The sequence below is a fragment of the Neotabrizicola sp. VNH66 genome, from assembly GCF_049445895.1.
In the GTDB taxonomy this organism is placed as follows: domain Bacteria; phylum Pseudomonadota; class Alphaproteobacteria; order Rhodobacterales; family Rhodobacteraceae; genus Pseudogemmobacter.
In genome coordinates, this window is the sequence record NZ_JBMSDW010000019.1 from 16,234 (window position 1) to 40,856 (window position 24,623).

At 68.6% G+C, this 24,623-nt stretch carries 24 protein-coding genes; 16 read left to right on the forward strand and 8 right to left on the reverse strand.

Annotated features, from left to right (window positions below; genetic code table 11):
• Positions 1–8 precede the first annotated feature (8 nt).
• From ACO2Q5_RS19980 to ACO2Q5_RS20040, 13 genes are all read left to right on the forward strand, one after another.
• A complete protein-coding gene (locus ACO2Q5_RS19980) occupies positions 9–1,070 on the forward strand; it encodes an isocitrate/isopropylmalate dehydrogenase family protein (RefSeq protein WP_423294320.1) in 1,062 nt (353 codons plus the stop codon).
• A 60-nt stretch (positions 1,071–1,130) separates the two neighbouring features.
• Positions 1,131–2,045 carry a GntR family transcriptional regulator gene (locus ACO2Q5_RS19985; RefSeq protein WP_423294322.1) on the forward strand — a complete coding sequence of 305 codons (915 nt, stop codon included), beginning with the start codon at positions 1,131–1,133 and terminating at the stop codon, positions 2,043–2,045.
• Positions 2,042–3,400: an acyclic terpene utilization AtuA family protein gene (locus ACO2Q5_RS19990; RefSeq protein ID WP_423294324.1), complete on the forward strand. Its 1,359-nt coding sequence runs from the start codon at positions 2,042–2,044 to the stop codon at positions 3,398–3,400. The genes ACO2Q5_RS19985 and ACO2Q5_RS19990 overlap by 4 nt, the downstream gene beginning before the upstream one ends.
• Positions 3,393–3,695, forward strand: coding sequence for a DUF4387 family protein (locus ACO2Q5_RS19995; RefSeq protein WP_423294326.1), 303 nt, complete (start codon positions 3,393–3,395; stop codon positions 3,693–3,695). Before ACO2Q5_RS19990 ends, ACO2Q5_RS19995 begins: the two co-directional genes overlap by 8 nt.
• 284 nt (positions 3,696–3,979) lie before the next feature.
• Positions 3,980–4,930, forward strand: a complete 951-nt coding sequence (locus tag ACO2Q5_RS20000) for a Bug family tripartite tricarboxylate transporter substrate binding protein (protein ID WP_423294328.1) — start codon at positions 3,980–3,982, stop codon at positions 4,928–4,930.
• Between the two features lie 27 nt (positions 4,931–4,957).
• Positions 4,958–5,431 carry a tripartite tricarboxylate transporter TctB family protein gene (locus ACO2Q5_RS20005; RefSeq protein WP_423294330.1) on the forward strand — a complete coding sequence of 158 codons (474 nt, stop codon included), beginning with the start codon at positions 4,958–4,960 and terminating at the stop codon, positions 5,429–5,431.
• Position 5,432: 1 nt separating this feature from the next.
• A complete protein-coding gene (locus tag ACO2Q5_RS20010; protein WP_423294332.1) occupies positions 5,433–6,953 on the forward strand; it encodes a tripartite tricarboxylate transporter permease in 1,521 nt (506 codons plus the stop codon).
• A gap of 191 nt (positions 6,954–7,144) precedes the next feature.
• On the forward strand, positions 7,145–8,206 hold the full coding sequence (locus ACO2Q5_RS20015) for an Ldh family oxidoreductase (RefSeq protein ID WP_423294334.1): 1,062 nt from the start codon (positions 7,145–7,147) through the stop codon (positions 8,204–8,206).
• Positions 8,203–8,964 (forward strand): TIM barrel protein, encoded by a 762-nt coding sequence (locus ACO2Q5_RS20020; RefSeq protein WP_423294336.1) that lies wholly within the window; start codon positions 8,203–8,205, stop codon positions 8,962–8,964. The genes ACO2Q5_RS20015 and ACO2Q5_RS20020 overlap by 4 nt, the downstream gene beginning before the upstream one ends.
• Positions 8,961–10,337, forward strand: coding sequence for an NAD-dependent succinate-semialdehyde dehydrogenase (locus ACO2Q5_RS20025; RefSeq protein ID WP_423294338.1), 1,377 nt, complete (start codon positions 8,961–8,963; stop codon positions 10,335–10,337). Before ACO2Q5_RS20020 ends, ACO2Q5_RS20025 begins: the two co-directional genes overlap by 4 nt.
• Positions 10,334–10,744, forward strand: coding sequence for a cupin domain-containing protein (locus ACO2Q5_RS20030; RefSeq protein ID WP_423294340.1), 411 nt, complete (start codon positions 10,334–10,336; stop codon positions 10,742–10,744). Before ACO2Q5_RS20025 ends, ACO2Q5_RS20030 begins: the two co-directional genes overlap by 4 nt.
• Positions 10,731–11,036 carry an antibiotic biosynthesis monooxygenase family protein gene (locus ACO2Q5_RS20035; RefSeq protein ID WP_423294342.1) on the forward strand — a complete coding sequence of 102 codons (306 nt, stop codon included), beginning with the start codon at positions 10,731–10,733 and terminating at the stop codon, positions 11,034–11,036. The genes ACO2Q5_RS20030 and ACO2Q5_RS20035 overlap by 14 nt, the downstream gene beginning before the upstream one ends.
• Positions 11,037–11,048: 12 nt before the next feature.
• Positions 11,049–12,083 (forward strand): AbrB family transcriptional regulator, encoded by a 1,035-nt coding sequence (locus tag ACO2Q5_RS20040; protein WP_423294344.1) that lies wholly within the window; start codon positions 11,049–11,051, stop codon positions 12,081–12,083.
• Here ACO2Q5_RS20040 and ACO2Q5_RS20045 read toward each other — a convergent pair.
• The 8 genes from ACO2Q5_RS20045 to ACO2Q5_RS20080 are packed head-to-tail and all read right to left on the reverse strand — an operon-like array spanning position 12,068 to position 20,134.
• The gene (locus ACO2Q5_RS20045; RefSeq protein ID WP_423294346.1) at positions 12,068–13,117 is read right to left on the reverse strand and encodes a threonine aldolase family protein; all 1,050 of its coding nucleotides are present in this window, start codon (positions 13,115–13,117) and stop codon (positions 12,068–12,070) included. The two genes, ACO2Q5_RS20040 and ACO2Q5_RS20045, sit on opposite strands and share 16 nt — an antisense overlap.
• A gap of 31 nt (positions 13,118–13,148) precedes the next feature.
• Entirely contained in the window at positions 13,149–14,408 is a 1,260-nt protein-coding gene (locus ACO2Q5_RS20050; protein WP_423294348.1) for a F390 synthetase-related protein, read from the reverse strand.
• The gene (locus ACO2Q5_RS20055) at positions 14,405–15,232 is read right to left on the reverse strand and encodes an MBL fold metallo-hydrolase (protein WP_423294350.1); all 828 of its coding nucleotides are present in this window, start codon (positions 15,230–15,232) and stop codon (positions 14,405–14,407) included. Before ACO2Q5_RS20055 ends, ACO2Q5_RS20050 begins: the two co-directional genes overlap by 4 nt.
• Positions 15,229–16,203: a 3-oxoacyl-ACP synthase III family protein gene (locus ACO2Q5_RS20060; protein ID WP_423294352.1), complete on the reverse strand. Its 975-nt coding sequence runs from the start codon at positions 16,201–16,203 to the stop codon at positions 15,229–15,231. Before ACO2Q5_RS20060 ends, ACO2Q5_RS20055 begins: the two co-directional genes overlap by 4 nt.
• Positions 16,194–17,456 (reverse strand): glycosyltransferase, encoded by a 1,263-nt coding sequence (locus tag ACO2Q5_RS20065; RefSeq protein ID WP_423294354.1) that lies wholly within the window; start codon positions 17,454–17,456, stop codon positions 16,194–16,196. The genes ACO2Q5_RS20060 and ACO2Q5_RS20065 overlap by 10 nt, the downstream gene beginning before the upstream one ends.
• Entirely contained in the window at positions 17,453–18,052 is a 600-nt protein-coding gene (locus tag ACO2Q5_RS20070; RefSeq protein WP_423294356.1) for a hypothetical protein, read from the reverse strand. Before ACO2Q5_RS20070 ends, ACO2Q5_RS20065 begins: the two co-directional genes overlap by 4 nt.
• A complete protein-coding gene (locus tag ACO2Q5_RS20075) occupies positions 18,045–19,160 on the reverse strand; it encodes a glycosyltransferase (RefSeq protein ID WP_423294358.1) in 1,116 nt (371 codons plus the stop codon). Before ACO2Q5_RS20075 ends, ACO2Q5_RS20070 begins: the two co-directional genes overlap by 8 nt.
• Positions 19,157–20,134, reverse strand: coding sequence for an NAD-dependent epimerase/dehydratase family protein (locus ACO2Q5_RS20080; protein ID WP_423294360.1), 978 nt, complete (start codon positions 20,132–20,134; stop codon positions 19,157–19,159). Before ACO2Q5_RS20080 ends, ACO2Q5_RS20075 begins: the two co-directional genes overlap by 4 nt.
• A gap of 224 nt (positions 20,135–20,358) precedes the next feature.
• Here ACO2Q5_RS20080 and ACO2Q5_RS20085 point away from each other — a divergent pair, with 224 nt between their 5' ends.
• Genes ACO2Q5_RS20085 through ACO2Q5_RS20095 form a run of 3 tightly spaced genes read left to right on the forward strand, consistent with a single transcriptional unit; the run spans position 20,359 to position 24,555 of the window.
• Positions 20,359–21,393 carry a cysteine synthase A gene (locus ACO2Q5_RS20085; RefSeq protein WP_423294362.1) on the forward strand — a complete coding sequence of 345 codons (1,035 nt, stop codon included), beginning with the start codon at positions 20,359–20,361 and terminating at the stop codon, positions 21,391–21,393.
• A gap of 4 nt (positions 21,394–21,397) precedes the next feature.
• Entirely contained in the window at positions 21,398–23,839 is a 2,442-nt protein-coding gene (locus tag ACO2Q5_RS20090) for a DUF3772 domain-containing protein (RefSeq protein ID WP_423294364.1), read from the forward strand.
• Positions 23,836–24,555 carry an alanyl-tRNA editing protein gene (locus tag ACO2Q5_RS20095; protein WP_423294366.1) on the forward strand — a complete coding sequence of 240 codons (720 nt, stop codon included), beginning with the start codon at positions 23,836–23,838 and terminating at the stop codon, positions 24,553–24,555. Before ACO2Q5_RS20090 ends, ACO2Q5_RS20095 begins: the two co-directional genes overlap by 4 nt.
• Positions 24,556–24,623: the final 68 nt, after the last annotated feature.

Here is a 24,623-nt window from a genome sequence, read left to right on the forward strand (position 1 = left end):
GGGTTGCCATGCGCCTGCTCGTCCTGCCCGGAGACGGAATCGGCCCTGAAATCACCGCCGCCACGCTGCGGGTTCTGGATGTGGCCGACCGCCGCTTTGGGCTGGGGCTGCAGATCGAACAGATGGACATCGGGCTGAAGGCGCTGGCCGAACAGGGCACGACTCTGCCCAAGGCGGTGCTGGACCGGGTGCCGCAGGTCGATGGGGTGATCCTTGGCCCGGTGTCGCATTACGATTACCCCTCGCGCGACAAGGGCGGCATCAATCCTTCGGGTGAGCTGAGGACGGTCTTCGACCTTTCCGCCAACATCCGCCCCTGCCGCGCGCGCGACGGGCTGTCGATCCTGCGCAAGCCGATGGATCTGGTCATCGTGCGCGAGAATACCGAAGGCTTCTACTCCGACCGCAACATGTTTGCAGGCACCGGGGAATTCATGCCCGACCCCGACATGGCCCTTTCGGTGCGCAAGATCACCGCACGGGCCAGCGAACGGGTGGCGCGCGCGGCCTTCCGTCTGGCCATGGGGCGGCGGAAACGGGTGACGGCGGTGCATAAGGCCAATGTGCTGAAACTGTCGGACGGGCTGTTCCTGCGCGAGGTGCGCAAGGTGGCCGCCGAGTTCCCCGAGGTGGTGCTGGAAGAGCTGATCGTCGATGCCGCCGCGGCGCATCTGATCCGCCGGCCCGACACATTCGACGTGATCGTGACGACCAACATGTTCGGCGACATCCTGTCGGACGAGGCATCCGAGCTTTCGGGCAGTCTGGGTCTAGGCGGGTCGCTCAATCAGGGGGACACCGTCTGCGTGGCGCAGGCGCAGCACGGGTCGGCGCCGGATATTGCGGGGCAGGGCAAGGCCAACCCGACCTCGCTGATCCTGTCGGCGGCAATGCTGCTGGATTGGCTGGCCGACCGTCACGCCCGGCCTGCGCTGCGTGACGCGGCCCGCGCGGTCGAGGCGGAGGTGGAGGCAGCGATCGCCACGCCTGCCACCCGCACCGCCGATCTGGGCGGCCCGCTGGGCACCGCGGGCTTTGCCGATTGCCTCGTGTCCGCACTGGACCGCTGAATGATTGATCGGGCCGAGAATGTCGCATATCACGATATGAGACAGTTTTCGAGGCCCGCCATGAATGACCTTCACCGTAGCCTGGCCGAGAGGATCATGCGCCACATCCGGACCGAGAACCTGCAACCCGGCCAGCACCTGACCGAGGCCAGCCTTCAGGGCCTGCTGGGCACCTCGCGCCCGCCGGTGCGGGCGGCGCTGTCCCTGCTGGCCGATCAGGGCGTGGTGGAACAGGTGCCGAACCGCGGCTTTTTCGTCCGGGACCCCGACCGCATCGCCCCCGAGGACACCGGGGCCGAGGGGGGCGAGACCGCGGTTTACCTGCGCATGGCCGAGGACCGGCTGTCGCGCCGCCTGCCGGACCGCGTCAGCGAGACGGATCTGATGCGGCGCTATGGCATTTCCCGCCCCGCGTTGCGGCGGATCCTGACCCGCATCTCCGCCGAAGGCTGGATCGAGAGGAACGAGGGCCGCGGCTGGACCTTTGCCGCGCTGATCGACTCGGTCGAGGCCTATCGCGAATGCTATGACCTGCGTCGCGCCATTGAAATTCACGGGCTGCAAAGCGCGGATTTCCGCGCCGATCCTGCGGTTCTGGCCGAGTTGCGGCGGCGGCAGGAGATCGTGGCCGATGGCGGCTGGCAAAGGCTGAGCCAGATGGAACTGTTCGAGGCCAATTCCGAATTCCACGAAGGGCTGGCCAGCCTGTCGGGCAACCGTTTCCTGCTGTCCACCGTGCAGAAGCTGAACCAGCTGCGGCGGCTGATCGAATACCGCCAGACGCTGAACCTTGAACAGGTGCGCGACCAGAATGCCGAACATCTGGCCATTTTGGATGCGCTGGACGGCGGCGCGCGCGACCGGGCTGCCGACCTTCTGGCCGAACATCTGGGCCGTGCCAAGGCGCGGAAGGCCCGCCCCGAAATGTTTCACACCGCCCCCGCGGGGGCATGGGAGAGGAGTGCCGAAGAATGACCCGTGTGCTTGTGCCCACCGGCGCGCTTGGCCTTGGCTATGACCGCAAGGCGCTGGAACGGGGGGTGGAAAACCGCCCCGACATCATTGCCGTCGATGGCGGATCGACGGACAGCGGCCCGTCCTATCTGGGCCGGGGCGTCTCGAAATACTCGCGTGCCTCGACCAAGGTGGAATGGCGCGAACTGATGCAGGCCCGCGCCAAGGCCGGGGTTCCCTTGGTCATCGGCACCGCGGGCACCTGCGGCGCCGATGATGCGGTGGACTGGCTTCTGGACATCACGCGAGAGATCGCTGCAGAGGAGGGGATGGCGGTCAAGGTCGCCACGCTGAAATCCGGCCAGCCCAAGGCGCGCGTCAAGGCGGCGCTGGAACAGGGCACGTTGCGCGCCTTGCCCGCGGCGCCTTCGGTCGATGCAGGCGTGATCGACACCTGCACCAATATCGTCGCGCTGGCGGGGGTGGAGCAGGTGCAGGCCGCGCTGGCCACCGGCGCCGATATCGTGATCGCCGGGCGCACCACCGATACCGCGATCATCGCGGCGCTGCCGATCCAGCGCGGCGACCATGCCGGTGCGGCATGGCACGGGGCGAAGGTCGGCGAATGCGGCGCGCTGGCCACGACGCAGCCGAATTCCGGCACGATCCAGATCGACTTTGACGCCGCGGGCTTCACCATCGAACCGATGGCGACCGAGGCGGCGGCCACGCCCTACACCGTCTCCGCCCATATGCTTTATGAGAATTCCGACCCGTTCATCCTGCACGAGCCGGGCGGACATCTGGATGTGACGGCCTCGGACTACACCGCCGTCGATGCGCGGCGGGTGCGGGTCGAAGGGTCGAAATGGGTGCCCGGCCGCTATACGGTCAAGCTGGAGGGCGCGCGGATCGTGGGCTACCAGACCGTCGGCATCGCTGTGGTGCGCGAGCGGCGCTATGTGCAGCACGTGCGTGAATGGGCCGCCGACATCGAGGCCAAGGTCTCCGCCAAGATCGAGGCGCGGATGGGCCTGCGCCCTGACGAGTTCAGCGTGGAGCTGCGGCTGATCGGGATGGATGCCACTCTGGGCCATCTGGAAAACCGCCGCGACATTCCGGTCGAGGTGGGGGTGATGGGCATCCTGACCTGCCCGACGCCCGAGCAGGCGGCCGAGGCCGGCAAGATCCTGAACCCCTATCTGCTGCACCATCCCCTGACCGAGGATGAGCCGATGCCGACCTTCGCCTTCCCCTTCTCGCCCGCCGAGATGCAGCGCGGGGCGCTGTATGAATTCTGCCTGAACCATGTGATGGAGCTTGACGATCCGATGGCCGCCTTTGTCCTTGAAACCCACGAGGTGGGCCATGCCTGAGCTGGGAACGCTGGTCAGCAAGGTCCGGTCCAAGAATGCGGGGCCGTTCTGGCTGACCGTGGACGTGTTCTGCGACGATTCCGCCACCTTTGACCGGGTGCGCGCGGGGCTGGATGACGCGGTGGTGGCGCGGCTCTTCGGGGTGGACCGCCAGCTTTTGAAGCGGTTCGACATCCCCAGCCTGAACGTGGTGAAATTCTCGGTCCCGCGGCCGGTGGTGCAGGGCACGCGGGCCGACCGCGACATGCACGGCGCCGGCTGGGCCTGTCTGCTGGAAGAGCTGGACATCGCCTGACCGCGACGAATCGTCACCCCTGACCCGGACAATTGTCGCTGCGCCGAACAGGTCGCCAATCCGGCGGCAGGGGTGGCGGGAAATGATCAAGAGACTGAAAGGAAAGGAAGAAACAGAAGAAAGAAATGTCCGCCGATCACGGATGAAATCTTGCCTGATCGGATGGATTGTCGTAAGTTCAATCTTGAGACAACCGCGAGGAGGCGGTGTCCAGGACATCGCAGGCCCGGAACGGGCGCGAGCAATGATCAGACAAGACTGCAAACAAGACTGGGAGGATACCAATGATCAGAACGATTTTCGCGGCTTCGGTGGCCGTTTCGCTGTCGGGGCTGGCCGCGCTGGCCGATCCGGCCGTGGTGATGGCGCCGGGCGGCGCAGGTGGCGGCTATGACGCGATGGCCCGCCTGCCGTTCGAGGCGATGGCCGCCGAGGGCATCTTCACCGACGGCGCCAATTTCACCAACAAGGGCGGCGCAGGCGGCACTATCGGCCTGACCGAATTCGTCAACGGCAACCGCGGCAATGACAATGCGGTCATGTCGATGGGCGTGATCATGGTGGGCGGCATCCTGCTGAACAACTCGCCCATCACGCTGGACGATGTGACGCCCCTCGTGCGGCTGTCGAACGACACCGGCGTCATCGCCGTGGCGACCGACTCGCCCATCCAGACGGTTGACGACCTTGTTGCCGCGATGAAGGCCGATATCGGGGCCGTGTCGATCGGCGGCGGCTCGGCCGGCGGGATCGACCATATCGTCATGGCGCTGGTGGCCAAGGCCTCTGACCTTGACCCGGCCAAGCTGAACTACATCCCCTATGACTCGGGCGCCGAAGCCGTGACCGCCCTGGGCGGCGGCGCGATCACCGTGGCCGTCTCCGGCGTGTCGGAATTCAAGCCGATGGCCGATGCGGGCCGCATCCGCATCATCGCCGTCACCTCCGAAGGCCGTTTCGAAGGCATCGACGCGCCCAGCCTGACCGAAGCCGGCGTGCCGGTGGTGGCGGGCAACTGGCGCGGCATCGTCGGCGCCCCCGACATGACCGCCGAGGGCAAGGCCATGTGGCTGGACCGCTTCGCCAAGATGCACGAGTCGCAAGCCTGGAAGGACATTCTGGCCAAGCAGGGCTGGGAAGACGCCTATCTGGCCGGCGACGAATTCGCGGCCTTCCTTGAGACCGAAAAGACCCGGATCGGCGAGATCCTGAAGGAAGCCGGGCTGGTTCAGTAACCAGCCCCCCATCCGAAAGGACATGACATGACCGAACGTCCCTGGTGGATCGCGGCGGGCACGATGGGCTGGGGAGCCATCGTGATCTGGAAGGCCGCAGAGCTTCCCCAGTTCGACCAGTATGCCGGAGTGGGCCCGGGCTTCATGCCCTCGGCCGTCGGTGTCGGGCTGGTGATGCTGGGCCTGATGCTGGCCTGGCAGATCCACCGGGGCGTGAAGTTCGAGGAGCAGGGCGCAGAGGACGTCAACGAGGACCACAGCGTCAACTATGGCGCGCTGGCCCTTGCGGCGGCGGCCTGTGCCCTGCCCATGCTGACGATGAAGCATCTGGGCTTTGTCATCACCTGCACCGGCTGTTTCATGCTGATCGCGGCCGCGTTCAAATCGCGCAGCCACGTCCTGAATGCCGCCATCGGCCTTGGCTTCTCGCTGTTGTGCTGGTGGCTTTTCCGCAAGCTGGGCGTCCAGCTGGGCGGTCTTCTTCCGATCGCGGGGTGGTAAGATGGATTCCTTCAACGGCCTTATGCATGGCTTTTCCATCGCCCTTCAGCCGCAGAACCTGCTCTGGGCCTTTCTTGGCACCTTCATGGGCACCGCCATCGGCGTGCTGCCCGGCATCGGCCCGGCGCTGACCATTGCGCTTTTGCTGCCGGTGACGGTCTATATCGACCCGACGGCCGCCTTCATCATGTTCGCGGGCATCTTCTACGGGGCGATGTATGGCGGATCGACCACGTCGATCCTGCTGAACACACCGGGCGAATCCGGCTCGATGATGACCGCGCTGGAGGGCAACAAGATGGCCCGCAAGGGGCGGGGCGCTGCGGCGCTCTGCACCGCGGCCATCGGCTCCTTCGTGGCGGGCACCATCGGCACCTTGGGCATCACCTTCCTTGCCCCGCCGATTGCGGAACTGGCCTTCGTCTTCAAGCCGCAGGATTACTTCGCCCTGATGCTTCTGGCGTTCCTGTCGGTCTCGGTCGTGATGGGCACGTCGAAGGTGCGCGGGTTCATCGCGCTGTTCATCGGCCTTTCCATGGGCGTCATCGGCATCGACAAGGCTTCGGGCCTGCAGCGGGTGACATTCAACGTCCCCGATCTTATGGACGGGGTCGAGATGACGGTGGTGCTCGTCTCGCTCTTCGCCATCGGCGAGACACTGTATGTGGCCAGCCGCTTCGGCCTGCACAAGCCGAACCTGAACCCTCTGGCGGGCGGCATCTGGATGACCCGTCAGGACTGGAAACGGTCGTGGATGCCCTGGCTGCGCGGCACGTTCTTCGGCTTCCCCATCGGGGCGCTGCCTGCGGGCGGGGCCGAGATCCCGACCTTCCTGTCCTATACGGTCGAACGCAAGCTGACCAAACACCCCGAGGAATTCGGCCATGGCGCCATCGAAGGCGTCGCCGGGCCGGAGGCTGCGAACAATGCCGCCGCCGCCGGGGTTCTGGTGCCGCTGCTGACGCTGGGCCTGCCGACCTCGGCCACCGCGGCGATCCTGCTGGCGGCGTTCCAGAACTACGGGCTGCAACCGGGGCCGATGCTCTTCATCAACTCGGGTGACCTTGTCTGGGGCCTGATCGCCTCGCTCTATATCGGCAACCTGATGCTGTTGATCCTGAACCTGCCGCTGGCGGGGCTCTGGGTGCGGCTGCTGTTCATCCCGCGGCCCTATCTTTACGCAGGCATCCTGACCTTCTCGCTGGTGGGGATCTGGGGGGTCTCGAACTCTTGGGTTGATCTGGCGATGATGTTCGGCGTGGGCCTTCTGGGCTATATGATGCGGGTCTATGACTTCCCCATCGCGCCGGTGCTGATCGGTCTGATCCTCGGACCGATGGCCGAGGTGCAGTTCCGCCGCGCATTGCAGATCAGCCAGGGCGATCCCACGGTCTTTGTCTCGACCCCGATGTCGGCCGTGCTGATGGTCATCGCTGTGCTGATCGTGGTGGTGCCTGCCGCGCTGCACTGGCGCCGCAGCCGCAAGATCGAGCCGCTGCCGGATCAGACCCCGGGCGTGTAATTCCTGCGGCCGGGCGTCACAGCCCGGCCGGAAAACCGAACGACTGCCCCCCGACGCGGCCCGTGCTGCCGCGCGCAAAGGGCGCCTGCAACGCGCATGACATGCGACGAGGAGCCGGTCCGTCCGGCGCCCCCCGGTTGCCCCTGCGGGTGGCCGGACCGGAGACCTGCATCCCAGAAAGGAGGCCGCCCTTGGCCGAGACCCTGCTCTATACGCCCGAAGAGCTGACCGCCTTCGCGGCCGCGATGTTCCGCTCCGCCGGTATGACCGACGCCGATGCCGCCCTGATCGCGGGCGATCTGGTCAAGGCCAACCTGCGCGGCGTGGACAGCCACGGTGTCAGCCGCATCCCGATGTATCTGGAGCGGTTGCGCCACGGCCTTGTGAACCCCCGCCCGCAGGTCAAGGTGACCCGTGTTGCCGGCGCCGTCGCCCACGTGGACGGCGACAACGGCATGGGCTTCATCCCGTCCTCCGTTGCCATGGACACCGCCTGCGATATCGCCGGGGAAATGGGCATCGGGCTGGCGGGCGTCCACCGCTCCACCCATTTCGGGATGGGGGCCTGCTATGCGCTCCGCGCGATCGAGCGAGGGTTCATCTCGCTCATCTTCACCAATTCCTCGCCCGCCATCGCCATGTGGGGCGGGCGGACCTCGTTTCTTGGGGCCAGCCCGATTGCGGCAGGCATTCCGGGCGGCCAGCACCCACCCTTTGTGATGGATATGGCGATGACCGTCATCGCCCGCGGCAAGATCCGGCTGGCCGCGATGAAGGGCGACCCGATCCCCGAAGGCCTTGCGCTGGATCAGGACGGCAATCCCACCACCGATGCGGCCAAAGCCTTTGAAGGCGTCTGCCTGCCCTTCGGCGGCATCAAGGGTTCGGTTCTGGGCACGCTGATGGACCTGATGTCGGGCGTGCTGACCGGGGCGAATTTCGGCGGCGATGTGAAGTCGCTCTATTTCGACCATTCCGAGCCGCAGAACGTGGGTCATCTGTTCTTTGCCATCAAGCCGGACCTCTTCATGTCGCTGACCGATTTCGGCGCGCGGATGGATGAATTCTACACCCGGATCAAGGATCTGCCCCGCGCCTCCGGGGTCGACGAAATCCTGCTGCCCGGCGAGCCCGAGGAACGGCGCGAGGCGCAAAGGCGCCGCGACGGCATTCCGGTGACGGCCAATGTCGTGGCGGATCTGACGGCTGAAGGCGCGGCGGTGGGCGTGGCTTTCCCCAAGGCGCGCGCATGAACCGGCTTTCGGCCCATATAGGCTATCTCTACACCGATCTGCCTCTGGCGGCGCGTCCCGCCGCCGCCGCCCGCGACGGCTTTACCGCCGTGGAACATCCCGAACCGTGGGACCTGCCGCTTTCGGCATGGCAGGTGGCGCTGGCGGGGCTGGACCTGCCTTTCGCGCAAACCTCCTCCGGCATGGGGGGCGCCAAGGGGCTGGCCGCGCTGCCGGGGCGCGAGGAGGATTTCCGCACCGGCTTCCTGCGCGCGCTGGACTATGCCACGGGCCTGAACGCGCCGTTCCTGCATCCGATGGCCGGGGCGGGGGGGCAGGAGGCGGTCTATCGTGCCAATCTCGACTGGGCCCTGGCGCAGCTTCGCGGTACCGGCATCCGCCTGCTGGTGGAGCCGATCACCACCATTCCCGGCTATCACATGAACAGCTTTGCCGCCGCGATGGAATTGCAGGACCGGATGGGCGACGGGGTCGCGCTGCTGTTCGACAGTTTCCACGCCGCCAATGCCGGGATCGACCCCGCCCGATGGGTGCAGGAGAACAGCGCCCGAATCGGCCATGTGCATATCGCCGACCACCCCGGACGGCATGAGCCGGGCACCGGCACGCTGGATTTCGCGGCCCTTCTGGACGCGCTTCAGGACGCGGGCTTTGCCGGGGCCATCGGCTTTGAATACCTCCCTTCCATCGCCACCACCGCCAGCGCCGCCTTTCTGCCGGGCTGGGCGGAGCGGCTTTCCCGAAAGGTTCCGACATGAGCCAGATCACCTCGATCAACCCCGCCACCGGCCAGCCGATCCGCAGCTTTGACCTGCAGGATGATGCCGCGGTCGATGCCGCGCTGACGGCCGCCGCCGCGGCGCAGAAAGACTGGGCGCAGGTCCCGGTGGCGGAGCGTGCCGCGGTCCTGCCGCGGATCGCCGCCGTCCTGCGCGCGGGCAAGGCGCGCTATGCCGAAATGATCACCCGCGAGATGGGCAAGCCCATCGCCGAATCTGAGGCGGAGATCGAAAAATGCGCCTGGAACTGCGATTTCTATGCGCAGAAGGGGCCGGAATGGCTGGCGGATGAGGCGCTGCAATCCTCGGCCCGCGAAACCGCGGTGGTGTTCGATCCTCTGGGCGTGGTGCTGGCCATCATGCCGTGGAACTATCCGTTCTGGCAGTATTTCCGCTTTGCCGCGCCCGCGCTGGTGGCGGGAAATGGGGCGATCCTGAAACACGCGAACAACGTCCCCGAAAGCGCGCTGGCCGTGCAGGAGGTGATGGAACAGGCAGGCGTGCCCAAGGGGCTGACCGCCACCCTGCTGATCGACAATGCCAAGGTGGCCGGCATCATCGCCGATCCGCGGATTGCCGCGGTGACGCTGACCGGCTCGACCGAGGTGGGCAGCATCGTGGCCGGGCAGGCGGGCCGCGCGCTGAAAAAGCAGGTGCTGGAACTGGGCGGGTCGGACCCGTTCATCGTGCTGGCCGATGCGGATATCGAGGCGGCGGCGGAGACGGCCGTGAAGGCGCGCTATATCAACGTGGGCCAGTCCTGCGTGAACGCCAAGCGTTTCATCGTCGAAGAGGCGGTGGCCGACCGGTTTGCTGACCTGTTCGTGGCCAAGGCCGCCGCGCTGAAGATCGGCGACCCGATGGAACGGGATGTGAAGATCGGCCCGATGGCCCGGGCCAATCTGCGCGCAACGCTGCACGATCAGGTGGAACGCTCCGTCGCCGAAGGGGCGGTGCTGCGGTTGGGCGGGCAGCCCGTCGAAGGGCCGGGCGCATGGTATCCGCCCACCGTGCTGGACCATGTGAAACCCGGCATGGTGGCCTTTGTCGAGGAAACCTTCGGGCCGGTGGCCGCGATCATCCGCGCGCGCGATGCGGCCCATGCCATCGAACTGGCCAATGACAGCGAATACGGCCTTGGCGCCGCGCTCTGGACCGCGGACCTGGCCCGCGCGCGCGATCTGGCCCACCGGATCGAGGCGGGGGCCGTCTTCATCAACGGCATGACCGCATCCGACCCGCGCTATCCGTTCGGCGGGATCAAACGCTCGGGCTATGGGCGTGAGCTGGGCAGCTATGGCATCCGCGAATTCGTCAACATCAAGACCCTCTGGATCGGACCCGCAACATGACCCGTGAACCCGCCATCCTCCGCCCGTCTGAGCTGAAGACCAACGACCGTGGCGGCGGCGCCCGCACCACGCCCCTGGTCACCCGTCGCGTGGGGTCGGAAAGCCTGATCAACGGCATCACCCATTTCGAACCGGGCGCGGCCATCGGCGTGCATTTCCACAATTGCGAGGAAAGCGTTATGGTCATCGAAGGTGAGGCCGTGGTGGAGATCGACGGCATTCGCCACCACCTGAACACCTTCGACACCACATGGCTGCCGCCGAACGTGCCGCACCGCTTTCTGAACGAAAGCGACAAGCCCATGAAAATCCTGTGGATCTATGCGGACATCAACGCCAACCGCACCATGGTGGCCACGGGCGAGACGCGCAGCATTGATGCGGAGCACGGCCATGCCCCCCGCTGACCACATCATCGAAGTGGCTGAGATCCGCGTGACCGATCCCGCCGGGTTCGAGGCGGCGGTGGCGCAGGCCCGCCCGCATTTTCTGGCCGCCGAGGGCTGTCTTGGTCTTGCCCTGCACCGCGTGGTCGAGACGCCGGACACCTACCGCCTTCTGGTGCGCTGGCGGAGGGTTGAGGATCATATGGTGACCTTCCGCGCCTCGGACGGGTTTCAGGCGTGGCGCGCGTTGGCCTCGCCCTTCTTTGCGGCGCCGCCCGCGGTGACGCATTCCGCGGCGGTCGATCTGGGCTGAGGAGGGCCAGCCATGCTGATGCGGCGGCTGATGACCGTGGCAATCGCGGCGGCGGGGGTCGTGGTGTTCACCCTGCTGAACCTGCCGCTGCCGTTCCTTTTCGGGCCGATGGCGGCCTCGCTGGTGGCGGCGCTTCTGGGCGCGCGGCTGGCGGGGCTGGGCCAGATCGCCGTGGCGGCACGGTCGGTTCTGGGTGTGGCGATTGGCGCCTCGGTCACGCCGGCGCTTGTCGCGCAGGTGCCGTCCATGCTGGTGTCGGTCGCGCTGATCCCGGTCTATATCCTGCTGATCGGCCTTGTGGGTGTGCCCTTCTTCCGCCGGGTCTGCGGCTTTGACCGGGTGACGGCGTTTTATGCCGCCATGCCTGGCGGGGCGGCGGACATGACCGTCTTCGGGCAGGAGGCGGGGGCCAATGTGCGGCAGCTGTCGCTGGTCCATGTCACACGGATGCTGGTCATCATGGTGGTGGCGCCGCTGATCCTTGTGAAGATCTATGGCGTGGCGCTGACCCATCCGGTGGGCCAGCCTGCCAGCGAAATTCCCCTGACCGAACTGGCCATCATGGTTGCGGCCGCGCTGATCGGCTGGAAGGGCGGAGAGCGGATCGGCCTTTTCGGCGCAGCGATCCTTGGCCCGCTGATCGTCTCGGCCGCGCTGTCGCTTCTGGGCATCCTGCACCTGCGCCCCCCGCGCGAGGCGCTTCTGGCCGCGCAGTTCCTGATCGGGATGGGGATCGGCGTCAGCTATGTCGGCGTGACGCTGCGCGAGCTGCGGGGGATCGTCGCGGGTGGGGCGGCTTTCGTGGGCATCCTTGCCGTTCTGGCCGGGGCGATGACGGAACTGGTCACGCTGACCGGCCTTGCCCCGCCGGTCGAGGGGTTCCTGTCCTTCATGCCCGGCGGTCAGGCGGAAATGTCCATGCTGGCCCTGATCGCGGGGGCCGACCTCAGCTTTGTCATCGTGCACCACCTGACACGGATTTTAGTGGTGATCTTGGGCGCGCCAGTGCTGTTCCGGCTGATGCGCGACCGTCAGCCGCCAGGCTGACCCCGCAGCCGCGCCACCGTCTGCGCGATCAGGGTGGTGGCGCGGATGATTTCGGCGGCAGAGATGTCCAGATGGGTGACCGCGCGCAAGAGGAACGCGCCTTCGGCCTTGATCCGCAGGCCTTCCCTCGCCAGTTCCGCCATCAGCGCGGCTGCGGGAATGCCGCTGGCAGAGGTGTCGATGAAGACAAGGTTCGTCACCGCGGGCCAGACCGTCAGGCCGGGCACTTGCGACAGGCCCGCCGCCAGTTCCGCGGCATTCGCATGATCCTCGGCCAGCCGGTCGATGTGGTGATCCAGCGCGTAAAGCCCGGCGGCGGACAGGATGCCCGATTGCCGCATCGCCCCGCCCAGCCGGTGTTTCCAGACCCATGCCTCTTCGATGAACGCCGCAGAGCCCGCCAGAACGGCGCCGACCGGGCAGCCAAGGCCCTTGGACAGGTCCAGCCAGACCGAATGGCAGGGCGCCCCGAAATCCGCCGCCGGAACGCCTGCCGCGACGGCGGCATTCATCACCCGCGCGCCGTCCATATGCAGCGCAAGGCCGTGCCGGTCGGCCAAGGCGCGCATCTCGCGCAGCGCATGTTCCGCCCAGATCAGCCCGCCGCCGCGGTTCGTCGTCTGCTCCACCGCGATCACCCGGCTGCGCGGGGACCGCGCGCGCGGCGTGCGCAGCGCGGCCTCGGCCGTGGCGGCGGTGAAGATGCCGCTGCCGGTCTCGATCGGGCGCAGCTGTGCGCCCGCCAGAACTGCGGCGCCCGCGCCTTCCGATCCGTAGACATGGGCGTTTGCCGCGCACAGGATTTCGTCGCCGGGGCGGCAATGGACCAGAAAGGCGATCTGGTTCGCCATCGTGCCCGAGGGCAGGAACAGCGCCTTTTCTTGCCCCAGAAGAGCAGCCACCCGCTCCTCCAGCGCGGCGGTCGTCGGGTCTTCGCCCCGCTGTTCATCGCCCACGGGGGCTGCGGCCATGGCGGCGCGCATGGGCGGTGTGGGCTGGGTGGCGGCGTCGGAGGCAAGGTCGATCAGGGGCATGGCTCTGGCGTAACGGCGGGGCGGGCCGGGGTCAAGAAAGCCGCACCACCCGGCGGCGTTTCACCCCCGGTTGCAGCGGTGGCGCCGCGGTCAGCACTGGCGGCGCGGCGCCCAGTCCCGCCGCCAGAGCCGCCAGTGCGGGGCCAAGATCGGGCATCGGCACCCCCGGCGGCAGCGCCAGCGCAAAGGCACCGGGGCGGGTCTGCTGCAACTGGAACTCCGCCAGATCGGGGGCGGCGGCCAGAACGGCACGGGTCAAGAGGTCGGGAAACACCGGCACCGGGCCGGAGGGCGCCAGCAGGTGGCAGATGTCATCGCACCGCCCCTCGATCCGGGCGACCACATGGCTGGCCGCGCCGCAGGGGCAGGGGGCGGGGTCCAGCGTCACGATATCGTCCAGCCGGTAGCGGATGACCGGCTGCGTCAGCCGGTTCAGATCGGTGACCACCGGCGCGAACCGGCCCGAGGCGCGGTCGATCCAGTCGCGTTCGATCTTCAGATAGGCCTCATTCAGATGCAGCCGCCCCAGACGGCAGGGCAGCGCAAGGGTGCCCTCGGTCGCCTGATAGACCTGCTCCGGCGCCACGCCAAAGGCCGCGGTGATCCGCGCGGCCTCATCCTCATGCAGCGTCTCGGCCACCGACACCACCTGCGCGGGCCGCAGCCCGCCGTCGCGTGCCAGAAGGTCCAGCACGCTGGCGGGGGCGATCAGCACCTCGGGCGCGAAGGCGCGCAAGGATGCGGTCAGATCGGACCAGGGTTGCAGCAGGTCGAAATAGCGGAACCGGACCGGGCCAAAGCCCGCGGTGCCGTAAAGGTTTGAATTCGCCCGCAGAAGAAAGGCCACCCGGCGGGGCCGCAGCGGGTTGCCGCGCAGAAGGGCCGCCAGCATGACGCCCGCCCAAAGCCGCCGCTCCGCATCCGAGACGAGGAAGACGCCGCGCCGCCCGCTGGTGCCGGTGGACAGGCCCACGGTCACGCCGCGCAGACGGGGGCGGAAATCCCGCTCCCGCTCGGCCCGTTCGGCATGGGCCAGCGCGGCGGCATGGGTCAGGCCCACGGTGTTGATCCGGTCGAAATCCGCCATCCATTCCGCCTTGCCGATCACCGGCCAGTCGTCAAATGGCCGGTCGCGCAGGGGCGCGTAGAAGGGCGATGCCGCCAGCCCCCGCCGCATGTGCAGCAGCCCGCGGGCCTGTCGCGCCTCGATCGCCGCCCGGGTCGGCAGGGCCAGCGCGCGCCGCGCGTCCAGCCAGCTGCGCAGGATGGGCAGGATGTCCGCCGCGCTCATGGATGCCCGCACGCCTCGCCTTGGGCGGAGGCGGCGCAGTGGCAGGCGATCAGCCGCGTCCCGGGGTTCTGCGCCATCAGCGCGCGCAGGCGCCCCCATGTCTCTCGGAATTCTGCCGCCGATCCGATCAGCCGCAGCGTCAGGCCGGGCGGCGGGGCATCGTCGCGCAGGGCAGGCACCGACCAGCTGGCATCGGCGATCAGCAGCCGCGGAATGCCGTCCGCCCCGGTCAGCGCTGCGCCCATCTGCCCCACGGAATGGCCGGGCAGCGGCATCAGCAGGACCGACCCGTCGCCATGCAGATCGCGCCCGTCGCGCATCGGGGCAAAGCCGGGCGGCAGGGGGCGGGCGGGCAGGTCATCGGCAAAGGTCAGCCGGTCCTCCACCCAATCCGGGATCAGCGATTTCAGATAGCCCGCACGAACGGCGGAAAACCCGCTCAGCGCCCGGAAATGCTGCCACGCGCCACGGGCACAGACGATGCGCGCCTGCGGGAAATCGGCCAGCCCCGCCACATGATCGGCGTGGAAATGCGAGATCACCACCGTCGTGACCGCCGCCCGCCGGTCCCCCAGCTGCGCGGCAAGGGCCGAGGATGCGGGCGCGTCGGTCGGCGTCATCCAGCGATACAGGCGTTCGGGGAACGGACTGGTCGCAGTCATGAACCGCGGGGCATAGCCCGGATCGAACACGGTCAGATCGCCGCCGCGGTCGATCACCGCGGCATGCATCGGAAAGCTGCAGGGCCGCAGGCTGCGGTCGCGCCGTGTGGACCATTCGGGGTGGCGGCACTGGCCGGTGTGATGCAGCGAAAGCCGGGTCATAATGTCAGGCACACCCCGCCCAAAGACACGCCCGCCCCGGTGCCGATCAGCAGAACCCGCGATCCCGGCGGGGTGCGCCCGGCCTCCATCGCGCGGATCAGCGTCGTGGGCAGCGATGTGGCCACCAGATTGCCACCATCGTGGAGGGTGCGCATGACGCGCGCCGGGTCCAGCCGCAACCGGCGCACCATCAGATCCAGCGCACGCCCGCTGGCCTGATGCGGGACGATCAGGTCGATCTTGTCGCGCTGCCAGCCTGCGCGGGCAAGAAGATCCTCGAAGAACGGCCCGATATGGTCTGAGGCCACGCGGAACGCCGCGCGCCCGTCCATCCGGAAGGTCGCCTCGGCCAGCAGGGCGGGCAGGTCGCGCGCGGGCAGGCGCGATCCGCCCGCGCCCAGCCATGCCGCCTCGGCGCCGGTGGAATAGGTGCGCAGCGAAAACGCCTCCACCCCGCCCGGACCGGGGCCAAGGACCACCGCCGCGCCGCCATCGCCGAACAGCGGCCCGGTCTCTGGATCGTCCGGGTCCAGCGCGGCGGAGGCGATATCGGCGGACACGATCAGCACATGCTGCCATTCCCCTGCAGCGATCATCAGCGCGGCATGGTGCAGCGCCAGCAGGAAGGACAGGCAGGTGGCATTCATGTCGAAGGCCGGAATGCCGCTGTTGCCCAGCCCCAGCTTGCGGTGGACCAGCACGGCAAAGGCGGGGATCGGCTGTTCGCCCACCCCGCTGGCGCCGATCACGGCGGACAGGTCTTCGGCGCGCAGCCCGGCGCGGGCCAGTGCCTCTGCCCCGGCGCGGGTGCCAAGGTCAGATGCCGTTTCTCCGTCCACAAAGCGGCGGACGGCCACGCCGGTCGTGGCCTCGGCCCAGCCCGCCGGGCGGTTCAGCCGCCGGTCGAACCAGTCCGATGTCACGCTGCGGGCGGCCTGCGCCTCGGCTCCGGCAAGGATGGTCAGGGACATGGGGAACACTCGGGACGGGACAGAAGGGCGTCGAGGCGGGCGAAGAACAGCGCCTCCGGGTCATAGCGGGCGGCGGCGGCCTGCATCCGTGCCACGCCGGGGGGCGCTGTGCGCAGGATAGCCGCCAGCCGCTCCGCCGTCGAGGCGCTGTCCAGCCGCCGGATCCGGTGGCCCAGCCCGTGATGCGCCGCCCGCGCGGCGCAATCGGGCTGGTCATAATCGCGCGGGCAGACCAGCTGCGGCAGGCCCGCGGCGAGGCAGGCCGTGGCGATTCCGGCGCCGCCGTGGTGGATGACCGCGTCGAACCGCGGCAACTCGGCCGTGTAGGGGATGAAGCCGCGCAGGGTGACATTCGGGGCCAAAGCCTCGGGCAGATCGCCCGCGCGGGTGCTTTCCCCGCGGGAAATCTCGAACTGCACCCCAGGCAGGCGAGTGGCAAGGCGGCGGGTCTGGGCGATCATCCGCGCCTTGGCCCAGGGCACATGGGTGCCGAAGGTGACCAGCACGCGGGGGCGGGGGTCGTCGCCGGGCGTCGTGGGCAGGGTTTCCGGGGTGAAGGGCACCGGGCCAAGGAAGCTGACCTCCAGGGGCCAGCGGGTGGCGAATTCGAACTCCCGCAGGCCTGGGCAGAGGATGGCATCGGGCGAATAGACCGCTTCGGTCCCGTCGGGGCGCAGGCGGGACAGGCCAAGGCGGCGGAAGGCCGCGCCGTGCAGGGCGAAGAGCGCGGATTTCGCGGCTGACATCAGCGCCCATCCCGCCCGGTCGCGCCAGCGCCCCAGAGTGCCGCGCCCCGGTTGCAAGCCGCCCATATAGCTGGGCGGGCCGGAGCGGGTTTCCAGCACGAAGGCCGGGGCGGCCATGGTGACCCAAGGGATGCCAAGGCTTTGCGCGGCCAGACCGGCGGGCAAAGCGATGAAATCGGCCACCACCACATCAGGGCGGTCGGCGGTCCATCGCGCGGCCAGATGGTCGCGCAGCGGCGCCAAGAGCCCCACGCTCTGCCGCATCTGAGAGAGCAGGCGGAACGGGTTGCGGAAGGTGGCGCCGGGCGTTTCGGGGATCGCCTCCAGCAGGCCATTCTCCAGAAGGGGCGGGCAATGGGCGGGCAGGTCCAGCGCCCGCACCTGCGCGATCTTGCCGGGGCCGGTGATGACCTCCACCCCATGGCCGCGGGCCTGCGCGGCGCGGGCAAAGAACAACAGCGTGTTCAGATGCCCGGCATAGGGGGGCGCGACGAAGGCGATTTTCATGCCGCGTTCCGCAGGATCGCGGCCACTGCCCTGCGGGCCTCGGCGCTGGTCCAATAGCTGTAGTGGTCGCCGGGGATCAGCCTGTCCGCCGCAGGACCAAGGAGCCGCGCCCAGTGGTCGCCGCGGGCGCGGATGACGTGGAACCGGCAGGGCAGGCGGGGCGCGCGGCCTGCGGGGCCAAGGGCGATGACGGTCAGAGATGTTGCGGGCAGCACCGGCTCTGCCGCGTTCAGGATGGCAAGTCCGGCGCTGCCGGTGATCAGCGCCAGCCGGTCGCTGGCCCGCATCAGCCGGGCGATCGCCGCCCCCGCCGCCCGGGCATAGCGCCGCGACAGCCGCGCCCAGAGATACTGGCGGATGCTGGCTGCGGCGGCCTGCGCAAAGGGCGCGGGCGGGGCCGGGGGCGTGCCCTCCCACGGAAAGCCGCCCGCCACCGCCTGCCAGCCGGGCGGCGTGACCGCGGCCAGAAACGCGGCTTGCGCGGGGGGCAGCGGGCTTTGGTCCAGGCGGGCCTGTCCGGTCAGGATCGCCACGCGGGCGGGGGCGTGGGGCAGCGCGGGCGCGGCGTGCAGCCGGGCGCAATGGGCGTCAATCATAGCGGATCGTCTCGCCTTGCATCCGCATCTTGCGCCGCCGCCAGCGGAAACGACTCGGCATCACCAGCGCCGACAGCGCGTGCAGCGGCACGAGGAGATCGGCGATAACCTCCAGCGCGACCTGCGACCATGGCCCGCACTGGCCCATCAACCGCGCGCGCATCCCCCGCAGGATCAGCGCCTTGGCCAAGGGCAGCGCCAGCGCCAGCGCCACGGTCAAGGGGGACAGCGCCAGTGACCACAGCAGCAGGATCAGCGGCGCCAGCGTGGTGCCGCCGATCAGGCCAAGGGTGAAGGCCGAGGGATTCTCGCGCAGGTAGCGGTGCGCAAAGATCATCCAGCGCCGCAGGATCGACAGCCAGTGCCCCGGCCCGGTCACGGTCGTGCGCACCGGATGCACCACGGGCGCCTGCACCAGCCGCCGCCCCGCGTCCAGATAGAGCCGCGCCATGGCGTAATCGTCGGTCAGCTGGCCGCGGATCGCGTCAAACCCGCCAAGGGCGCGCAGGTCCCGGGTGCGGCCCAGATAGAACATCCCGTTCAGCGTGCGCTGTTCGCCCAAGGCCGCGCCCACCGGATAGGTCGGCAGGACCGAGGCATTGACGAAAGCCGCCACCGCGCGGGTCCAGAGGTTCCCCTCCGCCACATAGGCGGGCAGGCCGGTGACCAGATCGCCGGTCGTCAGCCAGCCCGCGGCACGGTCCAGCGCGCCCGCGGGCAGCACGGTGTCATCGTCCAGCACGGCGAAGATCGGGGTTTCCACCCGCGGCAGAGCGCGGGCGAGCTTCGCCACCTTGGGGTTTTCTCCGGCCATGGGTGGGGGGTAGGAGACCGCCACCGCATTCGGCGCGCTCAGCCTCGCGGCAATCGACTGCGCCTCGGGGTCGTCGTCGTCGATCAGCAGCAGAAACCGCACGTCCGGCGCGTTCGTCAGGTTCTGCCGCAGGCAGCCTTCCAGCCTCGGGTCGCCGGAGAGAATGGGGATCAGCACCGTCACCTCGGCCGCCACGGGGGCAGGGGCGGGGCGGCGGAACCAGCGCGCCGCCACGACAAGGCGCAGGGCCAGCCCCGCCGCGGTCAGCGCCCAGAGGATCAGAAATCCGGTCATGCCTGCCGCCTTTGCCAGTCGATGAACCGCGCGATCCCGTCCTCCATGCGGACTTCGGGCGGGCCAAGGGCCGCTTTCGCGCGGGTGATGTCAAAGGTCTTTGACAGCGCAAGGCTGGCCACGCCGAAGCGGGTGACCGGCGGCTCGCGCCAGCGGCGGAAGAGGCCGGAGTGCCATTCGAACCCCCGCGCCGCCAGCATGGCGGTGCCAAGCCCCACCTCGCGCTGCGGGCGGGGGATCGACAGGGCATCGAAGACCTGATCCAGCAGGTCATAGGTCACGACCGGCGCGTCATTGGTCAGCACGAAAGTGCCGGAGACCTCGGCCGCAATCGCGCGGGCCACCCATGCGGCAAGGTTGCCGACGTAAAGCAGATCGCTGACCGCCAGCCCGCCATCGGGGCGGCGGATGCGGGGGAGCAGGCCCGCGCGCGCCGCATGCAGGATGCGGGGAAAGACCACGGTATCGCCGGGGCCGAACAAAGCGCGGGGCCGCAGCACGGCGACCGGCAGGTCCAGCCCGGCCACCAGCGCCTCGGCCTGTTGTTTGGCCGCGGCGTAATGGTTCACCGCCGGTCGGGGCAGGGGGCTTTCCTCGGTCAGCCCGGTCTGGTCGGCCAGCCGGTAATGCACTGCGGTGGAGGAGATGAGGACCAGCCGCCTGACGGGGCGCGCGCGCAGGAAATCCGCCAGATGGCGGACCGGCAGCACGGTGTTGCGGATATAGTCCGCAGGCGCGGCCCAGGGTGAGGACAGCGCCGCGCAATGGACGATGTAATCGGGCTGCGGCAGGTCATCGGGCAGAGGATGCGCCATGTCATGCGCCAGTGCCACATCGCAGGCGCCGGGCCGCGGCGCCCCGCGTGACAGGCCGATGACCCGGTGCCCTCGCGCCCGCAGTTCCGCCCCGATGGCGGCGCCTGCGAATCCGCTGGTGCCGGTGACCAGCGTCAGCGGGGGCCTTTGCGAAACCATGGTGCCCTCCTTCCGGACTTATGCGGAGCGTGACCCTAGCCCGCCCGTTCCGCGCCGCCAAGTCAGGCGGAACGGCCTTCGCGCCCGCCCGTTCGCGGCGGAAGATTGCCCCATGCCGGACCTTCGCGGGCGGATGCTGTCCCGGAGGCAGCGGAACCCGCCCGCCGCGGCTTGAGTTTGCGGCCCGGCTTGCCTAAACCAGTGCAAAAGGAAGGGGTTTGTCCATGCAGTTCCACAGCGATCTGGCCGCCGCCATCGGCAATACGCCGCTGATCAAGCTGCGCCGCGCCAGCGAGATGACCGGCTGCACGATCCTTGGCAAATGTGAGTTCATGAACCCCGGCCAGTCGGTCAAGGATCGGGCTGCGCTGTATATCATCCGCGATGCGGTGAAGCGCGGGCTGCTGGCGCCGGGCGGCACGATTGTCGAGGGCACGGCAGGCAATACCGGCATCGGGCTGGCGCTGGTGGGCTCCAGCATGGGGTTCAAGACGGTGATCGTCATCCCAGAGACGCAGAGCCAGGAAAAGAAGGACATGATCCGGCTGGCCGGGGCGCAGCTGGTGCAGGTGCCCGCCGCGCCCTACCGGATGCCCAACAACTACATTCGCTATTCGGGGCGTCTGGCCGAGGCTTTGGCCAAGACCGAGGCGAACGGGGCGATCTGGGCCAACCAGTTCGACAATACCGCCAACCGGCAGGCCCATATCGAGACGACCGGCCCAGAGATCTGGGAACAGACCGGCGGCAAGGTCGACGGGTTCGTGGCCGCCGTCGGCTCGGGCGGGACTTTGGCGGGCGTCGGCCTTGCGCTGCAGCCCAAGGGGGTGAAGATCGGTCTGGCCGACCCCGAGGGCGCCTCGCTCTTCAGCTATTACACCAATGGCACGTTCGAAGCGCCGGGCAATTCGATCACCGAAGGCATCGGCCAGGGGCGCATCACCGCGAACCTTGAAGGCTTCACCCCCGACATGGCCTGGCGTATCCCCGATGCCGAGGCACTGCCGCTGATCTTCGACCTGCTGGAGGACGAAGGCCTGTGCATGGGCGGATCGACCGCCATCAACATTGCGGGCGCCATCCGCATGGCGCGCGAGATGGGGCCGGGCCACACCATCGTGACCGTCCTTTGCGATTACGGCAGCCGCTATCAGTCCAAGATCTACAATCCCGTCTTCCTGCGGGAAAAGGGCCTGCCGGTGCCCGAATGGCTGGCCCGTCCGGCGGCGGCGCTGCCCGAAGTTTATGCCGAGGGCTGACCGGGTGCCGGGTGGCGCAGGGGGCTGGCGCAGGCTGACGCTTGCGCTGGTGCTGATGGCCGGGCTGGTCGCGGGGCCTCTGGTCCCCGGACCGGCTCTGGCGCAGGACCAGCCCGAAACCACCGCCGTCAATTATGACGACTGGGAGGGCACGGCCAGCCGCGCCGAGGAAGAACTCTCCAAAAGCTCGATCACCGATGACCGGCTGGATGAGCTGCGCGGCCAGCTGGCGCAATGGCGGGCGGCGCTTCTGACGGCGCAGACCGCGAATTCCGCGCGGATCGCCACGGTCAAGGAGCAGATCGCAGCCCTTGGCGCCGCCCCGGCCGAAGGCCAGACCGAGGCGCCCGAGATCGCGGCCAAACGCAGCGAGCTGGCCGATCTTCTGGTGAAGCTGCAGGCCCCGGGCATTGCCGCGGATGAGGCCTATCGCCGGGCAGACGGCCTGATCCGCGAGATCGACCGCGAAATCCGCGAACGGCAGGCGGACCAGCTGCTTCAGCTTTTGCCCTCGCCGGTCAATCCGGCCAACTGGCCCGAGGCCTCGGTGGGCATCACCGATACTGTCTGGCGGGTCTGGGACGAGGCGCAGAGCGGCTGGAGCGACCGCCGCGCCCGTAACGAATTCTTCGACAACCTGCCGCTGATCCTGCTTTTGCTGCTGGTGGCGCTGGCGACGACGGTCTTTGCCCGCCGCTGGATCGAGGTGTTTTCCGACAGGCTGCATGCCCGCGGGTCCGAGGCGCGGCAAAGGGTGATCGCGCTCCTCGCCTCGCTGGGGCAGGTGGTGGTGCCGACGGTGGGCATGGTCGCCCTGTCGGCCGCGCTGGTGCTGACGGGCTTTCTGGGCGAGGTGACGGGGGCGGTGGCCCGCGCGCTGCCGGTCGTCGGGGTGCTTCTGTTCCTGTCGATCTGGCTGGGTGGACGCGCCTTCCCGCGGCAGGAATCCGAAGACGACCTGCCGCTTCCGGCGGAACGCCGCGCCGAGGGGCGGTTCCTGTCGGCCATGATGGGCCTTGTGACCGTGGCCGAGGTGCTGCGCGAGCTGACGATGGGGCCGATGGCCTATTCCGATGCGGTGACGGCGGTGGCCAGCTTTCCGATCCTTGCCGCAGGCGGGCTTCTTCTGTGGCGGATGGGCCGGATCCTGCGGCTTTACCGCGACACCGGCCAGACGCAGAATTATGGCCTGACCATCCTGTCGCTGATCGCGCGGGCCTGCGGCGTCATCGGGGTTCTGGGGCCGGTCCTTGCCGCCTTCGGCTATGTCGCGGCGGCCAAGGCGCTGATCTTCCCGGCGATCCTGTCGCTGGGGCTGATGATGGTTCTGATCATCGTTCAGGGCCTTCTGTCGGACCTCTGGGCCATGCTGACCCGCACGAGCCCGGAGGAGGCCCGCGAAGGTCTGGTGCCGGTCCTTCTGGGCTTTGGCCTTGCGCTGGTCGCGCTGCCGGTGCTGGCGCTGGTCTGGGGCGCGCGGTTTTCCGAACTGACAGAACTGTGGACGCGGTTCCGCGAAGGGTTCCAGATGGGCGAGACGCGGATCTCGCCCACCGACTTCCTGATCTTCGCGGTGATCTTTGCCATCGGCTACATGGTCACCCGGCTGTTTCAGGGCGCCCTGCGCAACACCATCCTGCCGCGCACCAAGATGGAGAAGGGCGGGCAGAATGCGCTGGTCTCCGGCATGGGCTATGTCGGGATCTTCCTTGCCGCGCTTCTGGGGATCAATGCCACCGGGATCGACTTGTCCGGTCTGGCCATCGTCGCCTCGGCCCTGTCGGTCGGCATCGGTTTCGGCCTGCAGAACATCGTGCAGAACTTCGTCTCGGGTATCATCCTGATGATCGAACGCCCCGTCAGCGAGGGCGACTGGATCCAGGTCGGCCAGACGCAGGGAATCGTGAAGTCGATCTCGGTCCGGTCCACCCGCATCCAGACCTTCGACCGCAACGTCGTTGTGGTCCCGAATGCCGATCTGGTCAGCCAGAGCGTCACCAACTGGACCCGGTTCAGCCTGACCGGGCGGCTGATTGTGCCGGTGGGCGTGGCCTTCGGCACTGACACCCGCAAGGTGGAGGCGATCCTGCGCGAGATTGCCGAAGCGCAACCCCTGGCCATCCTGAATCCGCCGCCGATGGTGCTGCTTCAGGGCTTTGGCGCCGATGCGATGAATTTTGAAATCCGTCTGGTGCTGCGCGACGTGAACTTCTCGGGCACGGTGAAAAGCGAGATCAACCACCAGATCGTGAAGCGTTTCGCCGAAGAGGGGATCGAGATTCCCTTCGCGCAATCGGAAATCACCCTGCGCAATGCCGACCAGATCGGTGCCGCGCTGGCGCAGCTTCTGCAGATGCGTCCGGATCTGCTGTCCGCCCCGCCGCCGCCCGAACCGTCAGAGCCGCGCGCGCATCCGCCCGACCGCGGCCCGCTGGAGCTGCCATGACCGAGCTTCTTTTCCGCGACGACCCCTATCAGCAGGAGGCCCCGGCCCGCGTGCTGCGGCATACGGACGAAGGCGGCGTGGTGCTGGACCGGACGATCTTCTATCCCACCGGCGGCGGCCAGCCCGGCGATTCCGGCTGGTTGTCGTGGGAGGGGCGGCGCCTGCCGGTGGCCACCACGCTCCGCACATCTGACGGCGCCGTGGCGCTGGTCCCGGCCGAGCCGCTGGCCCTGCCGCCCCCGGGGGCCGAGGTGCGGCAGCTGCTGGACTGGACCCGGCGCCATCTGCACATGCGGGTGCATACCGCGCTGCACCTTCTGTCTGTGGTGATCCCGCTGCCGGTGACGGGCGGCCAGATCGGCGCCGGGCGCGGGCGGCTGGATTTCGACATGCCCGACCCGCCCGGCGATCTGGCCGAGATCGAGGCGCGGCTGAACACGCTGATCGACCTTGACCTGCCGGTCACCGATCAGTGGATCAGTGATGAGGAACTCGCCGCCAACCCCGGTCTGGTGAAAACGCTGAGCGTGAAGCCTCCCGTGGGGCAGGGCCGGGTGCGGCTGGTGCGGATCGGCACGCCCACGCGGCAGGTGGACCTGCAGCCCTGCGGCGGCACCCATGTCGCGCGCACCGCCGAAATCGGCACCGTCGCGCTGGAGAAGGTCGAGAAAAAGGGCCGCCAGAACCGCCGGGTGACGCTGGTGCTGGCCCCCTGAGCGTCGCGCTCTTTGCGCGCCTGTCAGTGGCCGCTGCCCGATCGGACCCGCTGAATGCGTCCCGGCCC

What these genes read in the sequence shown, in the direction of transcription:
- ACO2Q5_RS19980 (WP_423294320.1), top strand. Translation starts at nt 9, where the DNA reads ATGCGCCTGCTCGTCCTGCCCGGAGACGGAATCGGCCCTGAAATCACC.
- ACO2Q5_RS19985 (WP_423294322.1), top strand. Translation starts at nt 1,131, where the DNA reads ATGAATGACCTTCACCGTAGCCTGGCCGAGAGGATCATGCGCCACATC.
- ACO2Q5_RS19990 (WP_423294324.1), top strand. Translation starts at nt 2,042, where the DNA reads ATGACCCGTGTGCTTGTGCCCACCGGCGCGCTTGGCCTTGGCTATGAC.
- ACO2Q5_RS19995 (WP_423294326.1), top strand. Translation starts at nt 3,393, where the DNA reads ATGCCTGAGCTGGGAACGCTGGTCAGCAAGGTCCGGTCCAAGAATGCG.
- ACO2Q5_RS20000 (WP_423294328.1), top strand. Translation starts at nt 3,980, where the DNA reads ATGATCAGAACGATTTTCGCGGCTTCGGTGGCCGTTTCGCTGTCGGGG.
- ACO2Q5_RS20005 (WP_423294330.1), top strand. Translation starts at nt 4,958, where the DNA reads ATGACCGAACGTCCCTGGTGGATCGCGGCGGGCACGATGGGCTGGGGA.
- ACO2Q5_RS20010 (WP_423294332.1), top strand. Translation starts at nt 5,433, where the DNA reads ATGGATTCCTTCAACGGCCTTATGCATGGCTTTTCCATCGCCCTTCAG.
- ACO2Q5_RS20020 (WP_423294336.1), top strand. Translation starts at nt 8,203, where the DNA reads ATGAACCGGCTTTCGGCCCATATAGGCTATCTCTACACCGATCTGCCT.
- ACO2Q5_RS20025 (WP_423294338.1), top strand. Translation starts at nt 8,961, where the DNA reads ATGAGCCAGATCACCTCGATCAACCCCGCCACCGGCCAGCCGATCCGC.
- ACO2Q5_RS20030 (WP_423294340.1), top strand. Translation starts at nt 10,334, where the DNA reads ATGACCCGTGAACCCGCCATCCTCCGCCCGTCTGAGCTGAAGACCAAC.
- ACO2Q5_RS20035 (WP_423294342.1), top strand. Translation starts at nt 10,731, where the DNA reads ATGCCCCCCGCTGACCACATCATCGAAGTGGCTGAGATCCGCGTGACC.
- ACO2Q5_RS20040 (WP_423294344.1), top strand. Translation starts at nt 11,049, where the DNA reads ATGCTGATGCGGCGGCTGATGACCGTGGCAATCGCGGCGGCGGGGGTC.
- ACO2Q5_RS20045 (WP_423294346.1), bottom strand. Translation starts at nt 13,117, where the DNA reads ATGCCCCTGATCGACCTTGCCTCCGACGCCGCCACCCAGCCCACACCG.
- ACO2Q5_RS20050 (WP_423294348.1), bottom strand. Translation starts at nt 14,408, where the DNA reads ATGAGCGCGGCGGACATCCTGCCCATCCTGCGCAGCTGGCTGGACGCG.
- ACO2Q5_RS20055 (WP_423294350.1), bottom strand. Translation starts at nt 15,232, where the DNA reads ATGACCCGGCTTTCGCTGCATCACACCGGCCAGTGCCGCCACCCCGAA.
- ACO2Q5_RS20060 (WP_423294352.1), bottom strand. Translation starts at nt 16,203, where the DNA reads ATGTCCCTGACCATCCTTGCCGGAGCCGAGGCGCAGGCCGCCCGCAGC.
- ACO2Q5_RS20065 (WP_423294354.1), bottom strand. Translation starts at nt 17,456, where the DNA reads ATGAAAATCGCCTTCGTCGCGCCCCCCTATGCCGGGCATCTGAACACG.
- ACO2Q5_RS20070 (WP_423294356.1), bottom strand. Translation starts at nt 18,052, where the DNA reads ATGATTGACGCCCATTGCGCCCGGCTGCACGCCGCGCCCGCGCTGCCC.
- ACO2Q5_RS20075 (WP_423294358.1), bottom strand. Translation starts at nt 19,160, where the DNA reads ATGACCGGATTTCTGATCCTCTGGGCGCTGACCGCGGCGGGGCTGGCC.
- ACO2Q5_RS20080 (WP_423294360.1), bottom strand. Translation starts at nt 20,134, where the DNA reads ATGGTTTCGCAAAGGCCCCCGCTGACGCTGGTCACCGGCACCAGCGGA.
- ACO2Q5_RS20085 (WP_423294362.1), top strand. Translation starts at nt 20,359, where the DNA reads ATGCAGTTCCACAGCGATCTGGCCGCCGCCATCGGCAATACGCCGCTG.
- ACO2Q5_RS20095 (WP_423294366.1), top strand. Translation starts at nt 23,836, where the DNA reads ATGACCGAGCTTCTTTTCCGCGACGACCCCTATCAGCAGGAGGCCCCG.